The sequence below is a fragment of the Raoultella sp. T31 genome (assembly GCF_002806725.1).
GTDB lineage: Bacteria > Pseudomonadota > Gammaproteobacteria > Enterobacterales > Enterobacteriaceae > Klebsiella > Klebsiella electrica.
The window spans coordinates 1-9,168 of sequence record NZ_PIBO01000053.1; the positions used below are offsets into that span (position 1 = coordinate 1).

11 protein-coding genes are annotated in these 9,168 nt (G+C 53.4%); 5 read left to right on the forward strand and 6 right to left on the reverse strand.

Translation table 11 applies throughout. The features are described from left to right. The first annotated feature begins 379 nt into the window (after positions 1-379). Complete coding sequence (locus CWM52_RS23715) at positions 380-934, forward strand: gamma carbonic anhydrase family protein (protein ID WP_100686332.1); 555 nt, start codon at positions 380-382, stop codon at positions 932-934. Here the strand turns inward: CWM52_RS23715 and CWM52_RS23720 are convergent. Genes CWM52_RS23720 through dprA form a run of 6 tightly spaced genes read right to left on the reverse strand, consistent with a single transcriptional unit; the run spans position 910 to position 4,701 of the window. Further along, positions 910-1,167 carry a DUF1488 domain-containing protein gene (locus CWM52_RS23720; RefSeq protein ID WP_100686333.1) on the reverse strand — a complete coding sequence of 86 codons (258 nt, stop codon included), beginning with the start codon at positions 1,165-1,167 and terminating at the stop codon, positions 910-912. The genes CWM52_RS23715 and CWM52_RS23720 overlap by 25 nt on opposite strands. Next, positions 1,164-1,982 (reverse strand): shikimate dehydrogenase, encoded by an 819-nt coding sequence (gene aroE / locus CWM52_RS23725; RefSeq protein WP_100686334.1) that lies wholly within the window; start codon positions 1,980-1,982, stop codon positions 1,164-1,166. Before aroE ends, CWM52_RS23720 begins: the two co-directional genes overlap by 4 nt. 3 nt (positions 1,983-1,985) lie before the next feature. Beyond that, positions 1,986-2,558, reverse strand: a complete 573-nt coding sequence (gene tsaC, locus CWM52_RS23730; protein WP_100686335.1) for an L-threonylcarbamoyladenylate synthase type 1 TsaC — start codon at positions 2,556-2,558, stop codon at positions 1,986-1,988. Continuing rightward, the gene (locus tag CWM52_RS23735) at positions 2,551-3,105 is read right to left on the reverse strand and encodes a type I DNA topoisomerase (RefSeq protein ID WP_100686336.1); all 555 of its coding nucleotides are present in this window, start codon (positions 3,103-3,105) and stop codon (positions 2,551-2,553) included. Before CWM52_RS23735 ends, tsaC begins: the two co-directional genes overlap by 8 nt. A gap of 26 nt (positions 3,106-3,131) precedes the next feature. Beyond that, positions 3,132-3,605, reverse strand: a complete 474-nt coding sequence (smg, locus tag CWM52_RS23740) for a DUF494 family protein Smg (RefSeq protein ID WP_100686337.1) — start codon at positions 3,603-3,605, stop codon at positions 3,132-3,134. Beyond that, on the reverse strand, positions 3,577-4,701 hold the full coding sequence (dprA, locus tag CWM52_RS23745; RefSeq protein WP_100686338.1) for a DNA-protecting protein DprA: 1,125 nt from the start codon (positions 4,699-4,701) through the stop codon (positions 3,577-3,579). Before dprA ends, smg begins: the two co-directional genes overlap by 29 nt. Before the next feature lie 128 nt (positions 4,702-4,829). On the opposite strand from dprA, the gene def reads away from it, so the two are divergent. From def to trkA, 4 genes are read left to right on the forward strand one after another with little or no spacing between them, the layout of a single operon-like run. Next, the gene (def, locus tag CWM52_RS23750) at positions 4,830-5,339 is read left to right on the forward strand and encodes a peptide deformylase (RefSeq protein WP_100686339.1); all 510 of its coding nucleotides are present in this window, start codon (positions 4,830-4,832) and stop codon (positions 5,337-5,339) included. A 14-nt stretch (positions 5,340-5,353) separates the two neighbouring features. Then, positions 5,354-6,301: a methionyl-tRNA formyltransferase gene (gene fmt / locus CWM52_RS23755; protein ID WP_100686340.1), complete on the forward strand. Its 948-nt coding sequence runs from the start codon at positions 5,354-5,356 to the stop codon at positions 6,299-6,301. Between the two features lie 52 nt (positions 6,302-6,353). After that, on the forward strand, positions 6,354-7,649 hold the full coding sequence (rsmB, locus tag CWM52_RS23760; RefSeq protein ID WP_100686341.1) for a 16S rRNA (cytosine(967)-C(5))-methyltransferase RsmB: 1,296 nt from the start codon (positions 6,354-6,356) through the stop codon (positions 7,647-7,649). Between the two features lie 13 nt (positions 7,650-7,662). Beyond that, positions 7,663-9,039, forward strand: coding sequence for a Trk system potassium transporter TrkA (gene trkA, locus CWM52_RS23765; protein ID WP_032690486.1), 1,377 nt, complete (start codon positions 7,663-7,665; stop codon positions 9,037-9,039). Positions 9,040-9,168 lie beyond the last annotated feature (129 nt).

The window sequence follows — 9,168 nt, forward strand, 5'->3', positions numbered from 1 at the left end:
TCCATGTCACTTTGAGTGCCCACACAGATTGTCTGATAAATTGTTAAAGAGCAGTTGCGACGCGCTTTAGCGCTCTGTCGCGAGGTGGCGTATATTACGCTTTCCTCTTCCAGAGTCAACCCTGAATTTCAGAATTTTTTCTCTGCCGACCCGGCTTACTCTGTGAACTCGTTCACATGTGCCGTGTCAGTGGGAGCGCATTATAGGGATCCCATTTTATTGCACAAGTCTTTTATCGATCTTTTTTTTCAAGTGATGGTTTTTCGCCCTTTTCGCGGCGTTATTGTTCAGATTGCTCAATTTTCACCACAATAAGGGGTTGCAGGTGGCCGCAAAAGCCACCAGAGTCTTGGTACAACCCAGGTTCATTGAGGTAACCATGTCCGCTAATTTACGTCCTTATAAAGATTTATTCCCTCAAACCGGCCAGCGAGTGATGATCGATGCCACCAGCGTAGCGATCGGCGATGTCCGAATGGCTGATGATGTCAGCATCTGGCCGCTGGTTGCGATTCGTGGAGATGTTAACTATGTAGCAATCGGTGCCCGCACTAACATTCAGGACGGCAGCGTGCTGCATGTCACCCACAAATCCGCCTCTAACCCTCAGGGAAATCCGCTGATCATTGGTGAAGAGGTCACCGTTGGTCACAAGGTCATGCTGCATGGCTGTACTATTGGCAATCGGGTGCTGGTTGGCATGGGCTCGATTTTACTGGATGGCGTAGTAGTAGAAGACGATGTGATGATTGGTGCCGGTAGCCTGGTCCCGCAAAACAAACGGCTGGAAAGCGGCTATCTCTATTTTGGCAACCCGGTGAAACAAATCCGCCCCCTGACGGAGGCGGAACGGGCAGGTCTGCTCTATTCAGCAAACAACTATGTGAAATGGAAAAACGATTATCTGGATCAGGATAACCATACCCAGCCCTGATTATCTTCCTGCTGGTCGCGGATCAATACTTCAGCTTCTTCTTCCAGATCCCAGCGATGTCCACAAAACGCGGCCAGCCACTGCCCGGGAGTATCACCACCGAAGCGCTGTTTTAACGTTACGCCTCTGATTGCGCAGGTGAGCTGCATACCATTAACCAGTGCGGGAAAGGTGACACACTGCCGGTCGCTATCCCACTCCTCTCTGTCAGGAAACTGAATCGCCTGATTCACGTATTCAGTTCCTTATGCAAAGCCTGAATAACCGGCGTAATCTCGGGCAGGACCCCATGCCAGAGCAGAACGGCGTGCGCGGCCTGCGCCACCAGCATACCCAGCCCATCGGCACACATTTTCGCACCATGCTCCTGGCACCAGTGTAAAAACGGCGTGCTGCCCTTCTGATAAAACATGTCATAACAATAGACGTGCGTGTTGATTAGGGACGCGGGAACTGCCGGCACATCGCCGCTGATACCGCTGGAAGTTGCATTAATAATGAGATCGAACTCATGCTCAGCCAGCGATCCCATCTCAAGCGCGCATACACTACCGGTATGCGCAAACAGCGTCGCCAGTTCCTGTGCGCGGGAATAAGTACGGTTAACAATAGTGACAGCGCAATCCAGTGACAGCAGGGGTAGCAAGACACCCCGCGATGCCCCGCCAGCCCCGATGAGCAATACCCGATAGCCCGGTTTAATGAACCCCAACCGCTCCAGATCGCTCAGCAGTCCAATCCCGTCGGTGTTGTCCCCTAGCAAACGTCCATCGTCCAGCCTTTTTAGGGTATTCACCGCCCCCGCCAGAGCCGCACGTTCGGTCAGTTCATCCGCTCGGGCAAACGCTTCCTCCTTGAACGGAACGGTAACGTTAGCGCCCTTTCCCCCTTCGGCGAAGAAGGTATCCAGAGTAGAGCGAAAATCGTCCAGCGGCGCCAGAACTCGCCCATACGGATGCACAATCTGCAGCTGCTGCGCAAAGCGCTGGTGAATAGAGGGGGACTTACTGTGGGCGATCGGATTGCCGAAGACAGCGTAGGTTTGCATAAATTACCCCTGGCGAAAGAGTTCGCCCGTCAGGGCATCGCGAATTTCAGACGGATTCTGACGCCCACCTGTTGCACCATCGACGACCGGGAAACTGGCGCCAAACTGAGCCAGAACTTCAGCCGTGGTGCGGCAAGGCGGCTGACCGGATAAATTCGCGCTGGTTGAAACCAGCGGTTTGCCATAAGCCTCGCACAATTCGACCACCAGCGGATGATCGCTGACGCGTACCGCCAGGGAATCAAAGCGCCCGGTCAACCAGCGTGGCGTTGTGGCGCGAGCCGGAAAGACAAACGTCACCGGTCCCGGCCAGCAGGAGAAGATCGCCGCTCGCTGTTTATCATTAAGCCGCGAATCATCAATATAAGGTGTCAGTTGTTCGTAGCTGGCCGCGATCAGAATGAGCCCCTTCTCGACGGGGCGTTGTTTAAGCGCCAGCAGGCGCATGACTGCCGTTTCGCTGTCAGGATCGCAGCCTACGCCAAAAACGGCTTCTGTCGGATAGGCGATGACATGTTCGTTATGCAGTACCGTCACGGCATGGGCGACAGTTTCTGATTGCAGGTTCTTATTCACTGATTTGTTCCGCCGGGATCGGCTTTCCACATTGTTTACTGGCACAAAAGCGTTTTACGCCCTGCGCCGTTTTCTTTTCGATTAATAGCGGATAGTGGCATTCAGGGCATTCACCCGCTACCGGTTTGAAGTTGATAACGAACTGGCAATCGGGATAACGATCGCAGGAATGAAAGGTTTTGCCGAAACGAGAACGACGCTGAACCAGCTGCCCTTGCCCACACTGCGGGCAGGAAATCGCTGTTTCATCAGGTTTATCAATAGTTTCAGTATGTTCACATTCCGGGTAACGGCTGCAGCCAATAAACATACCGAAGCGTCCCTGACGTAACACCATAACGGCACCGCAAGACGGACATTCCTGCCCCTCCAGTACCTTTACGATATGTCCGTCCGCCTGATTTTTCAGCGGACGGACATAGTCACAGTCCGGATAGTGTGAGCAACCGAGAAACGGCCCGTGTTTCCCGGAGCGAATTACCAGTTCAGCCCCGCACTGTGGGCAGGGCTCATTTTTACGCACCGAAAACAGTGCTGATTTGGTCATAACAACTCGATGTTGCCGCAATAAGATTAGTGCAGCATACCTTCATTTACTTCGAAGAGTAATTCTTCCATTTGTTGATAGGCATTTTCGCAGCCCGGAATATTAAACAGTACCATCAGGATCACCCATTTCAGGTCTTCCAGATCGAATTCTGCTGTATCCAGCGCCAGCACGCGCTCTATCACCATTTCCCGTGTTTCGAGGTTCAACACCTGAATCTGCTCGAGGAATAATAAAAATCCCCGGCAACTGGCATCCAGACGCAGACACTCTTCTTCGGTATAAATCCGCAAAGAGAGCGGGTCAGAAGCAAGCTGCATGGGAGCAACGAGCCCCTCCTGATAGTCAGCCAGTTTCTCTAGCCACATCAACGCGTTATAAATATCTTCCCGATCGAATCCTGCATCGGTGAGATCCCGGGTCAGTCTATCCTGATCCACGCGCATTTCTGCTTCGTTTTGGATGTAAGTCTCAAACAAATACATGAGTACGTCGAACATGGCTTGCCCTCCTTAATCGGACATAGCCGCCGGGTACAGCTGCGATCCAGCCTGCTAACTCCAGTTCAAGTAGCTGAGCTACGGTCACTGGCACAGATTGGCCGGCACGTTCAGCGACAACGTCAACAGGTGTTACCTCATCTCCTACGTTAGCCAGGAGCTCTGGAAATGGCAATGCCAGGGGAGGCGGATCCATGCAATTATTTATATTGTCAGGCACATCCTGGAGCCATCGCAGTTCCTGCTGGCAATAGTCGATGATATCTGCCGCTGATGTCACGGGGATGGCACCTTGTTTAATCAGCCAGAGTGGACCCTCGGAACCCGGATTACCTACCGGCCCAGGTAGGGCAAAAACCTCTCTTCCTTGCTCCAGCGCACAGCGAACGGTCACCAGCGAGCCACTTTTCAAAGCGGCCTCAATCACCAGCACGCCAATACTCAGTCCGCTGATAATTCGATTCCGACGAGGGAAGTTTCCCGGCCACGGGGAGGCTGAAAGAGGAAACTCAGACAGCAATGCTCCCCCGCTCTCCACTATATTCCCGGCTAATGCATGATGACGGCGTGGGTAGATTGCGCCTAATCCATTGCCAAGTACGCCGATTGTCTTCCCGCGCGCCTCAAGTGCGCCGCGGTGAGCGACACCGTCAATGCCGATCGCCAGACCGCTGGTAATGGTGATACCGAGACGCGCCAGGCTTTCGCTGAACAGTTTCCCCCAGCGAGCACCGTACCAGGAGTGGGAACGGCTGCCGACAATGGCCAGTTGCAAACTGCTCAACACGGCCAAATCTCCACAAACGAAAAGCGCGCCGGGATAGTCAGCAATGGCGCGCAGTCGGGGTGGGTAGAATGGATTATCAGCGAGTAACAGGTGGTGCCCGGGTTGCTCCAGCCACAATAGCGTAGACGCAAGCTCTTGTTGGCCAACGGATAGAAATTGCTTCGCTTGCGCTGCGCTCAGACCGCAGGCGTACAATGCTTCGCGATCTGGCACCGAGGCTGCGCACAGTATTCTGGCAGCCATCACCATGTTGTCACCATAAAGGTTGCTCACCTTCATCAGACGCAGCCAGATCTCCGTAGGTGTCATCCTTGTCCCCTGCCATAAGTGGCTTTAACAATCTTTGCGATTGGACAGCGAGACTGTCAATTACAGGGGGTTTTGTCTAGAATAGAGCTAATAATCTTATCAACTCCTGAATACGACTCTGGATCTTTATGGCAGTTTTGCAAGTGTTACATATCCCGGACGAGCGCCTTCGCAAAGTCGCTGAACCGGTAAAAGAAGTCAATGCAGAAATTCAACGCATCGTCGATGATATGTTCGAGACGATGTACGCGGAAGAAGGTATTGGTCTGGCCGCCACCCAGGTAGATGTTCATCAGCGCATTATCGTTATCGATGTTTCAGAAAACCGTGAAGAGCAGCTGGTGTTAATCAACCCTGAGCTGTTGGAAAAAGACGGTGAAACGGGTATCGAAGAAGGTTGCTTGTCTATCCCGGAACAGCGCGCACTAGTGCCACGTGCCGAAACCGTGAAGATTCGTGCATTGGATCGCGAAGGCAAGCCGTTTGAACTGAATGCTGACGGCCTGCTGGCTATCTGTATCCAGCATGAAATGGATCACCTGGTAGGCAAACTGTTTATCGATTATCTGTCGCCGCTTAAACAACAGCGTATTCGCCAGAAAGTTGAAAAACTGGACCGTTTGCGTACGCGTGCCTGAGGACAAGGACTAACGTGTCACAATCACTACGTATTATCTTTGCGGGAACTCCCGATTTTGCAGCGCGTCATCTCGATGCGCTGCTGTCATCTGGGCACCAGATTGTTGGCGTATTTACCCAGCCCGATCGCCCCGCAGGCCGCGGTAAAAAGCTCATGCCGAGCCCGGTAAAAGTGCTGGCTGAAGCTAATAATTTACCGGTATTTCAGCCTGTCTCCCTGCGCCCACAGGAAAATCAGCAGTTGGTTGCCTCGCTGAATGCCGATGTCATGGTCGTCGTGGCCTACGGATTGATTCTGCCCAAAGCGGTTCTGGATATGCCACGGCTGGGCTGTATCAACGTACACGGCTCTTTGCTGCCGCGCTGGCGCGGAGCGGCGCCTATTCAGCGCTCGCTCTGGGCGGGTGATGCTGAAACCGGTGTGACCATCATGCAGATGGATGTCGGTCTGGATACAGGTGACATGCTGTATAAACTCTCCTGTCCAATCGCTGCACAAGATACCAGCGCCAGTCTGTATGACAAGCTGGCAGAACTTGGCCCACAAGGGTTGCTGGAAACGTTAACCCAGCTCGCAAACGGTTCGACTCAGCCGGAAGTCCAGGATGAGGCGCTGGTGACCTATGCTGAGAAGCTCAGTAAAGAAGAAGCCCGCATTGACTGGTCTCTTTCCGCTGCGCAACTCGAACGTTGCATTCGCGCATTCAACCCATGGCCTATGAGCTGGCTGGAAATTGATGAGCAACCGGTGAAAGTGTGGCAGGCATCCGTCATTGCTGAAACCCGCCGCGCTGAACCTGGTACGATCGTGGCCGCTGGCAAGCAAGGCATTCAGGTCGTAACCGGCGATGGCATCCTGAACCTCGAGTTGTTGCAGCCGGCAGGTAAAAAAGCGATGAGCGCCCAGGACTTGCTAAATTCTCGCCGGGAATGGTTTATCCCCGGTAACCGTCTCTCCTGACGGTAGTCACTGTCTAAAGCCCGGATTTACCGGGCATTTTTATTTTGCGGTTATGAAAAAAAATCTAAATTTACGCAGCCTGGCGGCGAAAGCCCTTGAGCAGGTTGTCGAACAAGGTCAGTCATTAAGTAACGTTCTGCCGCCATTACAGCAAAAGGTCGGGGAAAAGGACAAAGCGCTGCTGCAAGAGCTGTGCTTTGGCGTTCTGCGTACCCTCAGCCAGTTGGACTGGCTGGTTAACAAACTGATGGCTCGCCCGATGACAGGCAAACAACGCACCGTTCACTATTTAATTATGGTGGGGTTTTATCAACTGCTCTATACCCGCATTCCAGCCCATGCTGCGCTGGCGGAAACGGTGGAAGGCGCGGTAGCCATCAAACGCCCGCAGTTGAAGGGACTAATCAACGGTGTTTTACGTCAGTTTCAGCGCCAGCAAGAAGCTTTGTTGGCTGAATTTGCCCAAAGCGAGAGTCGTTTTCTTCATCCGGCATGGTTGCTCAAGCGTCTGCAAAAATCATGGCCGCAGCAATGGCAGGCTATTGCTGATGCAAATAACCAACGCCCGCCTATGTGGCTGCGCGTAAACCGCAATCATCATTCGCGCGATGAGTGGCTCGCGCTTCTGGAAGAGGCCGGACTGCAAGGTTTTACCCATCCTGATTATCCTGATGCGGTGCGCCTGGCAACGCCGGCACCCGTTCAGGCATTACCCGGATTCGACCAGGGCTGGGTTACCGTCCAGGATGCTTCAGCCCAGGGCTGCATGCGCTATCTGAGCCCAGAAAACGGCGAGAGAATCCTCGATCTGTGCGCAGCCCCTGGCGGCAAAACGACGCATATTCTGGAAGTGGCGCCGCAGGCCAGCGTCATGGCGGTTGATATTGATGAGCAGCGCCTGTCGCGCGTCTATGACAACCTGAAGCGACTCGGCATGAAAGCGCAGGTGAAACAGGGAGATGGCCGCTATCCCGCTCAGTGGTGCGAAGACGAACAGTTCGATCGCATTCTGCTCGATGCTCCCTGCTCGGCAACAGGCGTCATTCGTCGTCATCCGGATATTAAGTGGCTACGCCGCGATCGCGACATTGCCGAGTTGGCCCAGCTGCAGGCAGAGATTCTTGACGCCATCTGGCCTCATCTGAAACCTGGCGGAACACTGGTCTATGCAACCTGCTCAATTCTTCCAGAAGAGAATAGTCAGCAAATTGCTGCGTTCCTGAAGCGCACGCCAGATGCAGAGCTCAGCCTCACCGGCACACCTGAGCAACCGGGCAGACAAAATTTTCCCGACGCAGAAGAGGGTGACGGGTTCTTTTACGCTAAGCTGATCAAACATCGGAAATAATGGATCACTGCTGATGAAGATTATTATTCTGGGCGCCGGTCAGGTAGGCGGAACGCTTGCGGAAAACCTCGTCGGAGAGAACAACGATATCACCCTGGTCGACACCAATGGTGACCGCCTGCGCAGCCTGCAGGATAAATTCGACCTTCGCGTTGTTCAGGGACACGGCTCCCACCCGCGCGTGCTGCGTGAAGCGGGCGCCGACGACGCCGACATGCTGGTTGCCGTAACCAGTTCAGATGAAACCAATATGGTGGCCTGCCAGGTCGCTTATTCCCTGTTCAATACGCCTAATCGTATTGCGCGTATTCGTTCTCCGGATTACGTACGGGATGCCGAAAAGCTATTCCATTCGGAAGCGGTGCCTATCGATCATCTTATCGCGCCCGAACAGCTGGTTATCGACAATATCTACCGACTCATTGAATACCCAGGCGCACTGCAGGTCGTAAACTTTGCCGAAGGCAAAGTCAGCCTCGCGGTGGTAAAAGCCTACTACGGCGGTCCACTGGTGGGGAATGCGCTCTCGACAATGCGTGAACATATGCCGCATATCGATACTCGCGTAGCGGCCATTTTCCGCCACGACAGACCCATTCGCCCGCAGGGTTCGACCATCGTTGAAGCCGGCGATGAAGTGTTCTTTATTGCCGCATCACAGCATATTCGGGCCGTCATGAGCGAACTGCAGCGCCTGGAAAAACCCTATAAGCGCATCATGCTGGTTGGCGGGGGGAATATCGGCGCAGGTCTTGCTCGTCGTCTTGAGAAAGATTACAGCGTTAAGCTTATCGAACGCGATCAGCAACGTGCCGCCGAGCTTGCGGAGAAACTGCAGAATACGATTGTTTTCTATGGCGATGCCTCGGATCAGGAGCTGCTGGCGGAAGAACACATCGATCAAGTCGATCTCTTTATTGCCGTCACCAACGATGATGAAGCTAACATCATGTCCGCAATGCTGGCCAAACGGATGGGCGCCAAAAAAGTCATGGTGTTGATCCAGCGGAAAGCCTACGTCGATCTGGTGCAGGGTAGCGTGATCGATATTGCTATATCACCGCAGCAAGCCACGATCTCCGCCCTGCTGAGCCATGTGCGTAAGGCCGATATTGTTGGCGTGTCGTCACTGCGTCGCGGTGTCGCGGAGGCCATTGAAGCGGTGGCTCACGGCGATGAAAGTACCTCCCGCGTAGTGGGACGCTCGATCGATGAGATCAAGCTACCGCCTGGTACGATCATCGGCGCCGTCGTCCGTGGCAATGACGTGATGATCGCCAATAATAACCTGCGTATTGAACAGGGCGATCATGTGATTATGTTTTTGACGGACAAAAAATTTATCTCGGATGTCGAAAGACTTTTCCAGCCCAGCCCTTTCTTCCTGTAATTCCCCAGGGCGCCATGCGAGCGCCCTTTTTATTATCCCTTATTAAGCAAGGGATGATATTTTTCTGCAAATATTTACTGGTTATGGAAAATGAAAATACATTTGTTAAACTTAACGTATCAACTGACT

Excerpts from the sequence above, each read along its gene's own strand:
- CWM52_RS23715 (WP_100686332.1), top strand. The coding sequence starts at position 380 with ATGTCCGCTAATTTACGTCCTTATAAAGATTTATTCCCTCAAACCGGC.
- aroE (WP_100686334.1), bottom strand. The coding sequence starts at position 1,982 with ATGCAAACCTACGCTGTCTTCGGCAATCCGATCGCCCACAGTAAGTCC.
- CWM52_RS23735 (WP_100686336.1), bottom strand. The coding sequence starts at position 3,105 with ATGACCAAATCAGCACTGTTTTCGGTGCGTAAAAATGAGCCCTGCCCA.
- smg (WP_100686337.1), bottom strand. The coding sequence starts at position 3,605 with ATGTTCGACGTACTCATGTATTTGTTTGAGACTTACATCCAAAACGAA.
- dprA (WP_100686338.1), bottom strand. The coding sequence starts at position 4,701 with ATGACACCTACGGAGATCTGGCTGCGTCTGATGAAGGTGAGCAACCTT.
- def (WP_100686339.1), top strand. The coding sequence starts at position 4,830 with ATGGCAGTTTTGCAAGTGTTACATATCCCGGACGAGCGCCTTCGCAAA.
- rsmB (WP_100686341.1), top strand. The coding sequence starts at position 6,354 with ATGAAAAAAAATCTAAATTTACGCAGCCTGGCGGCGAAAGCCCTTGAG.
- trkA (WP_032690486.1), top strand. The coding sequence starts at position 7,663 with ATGAAGATTATTATTCTGGGCGCCGGTCAGGTAGGCGGAACGCTTGCG.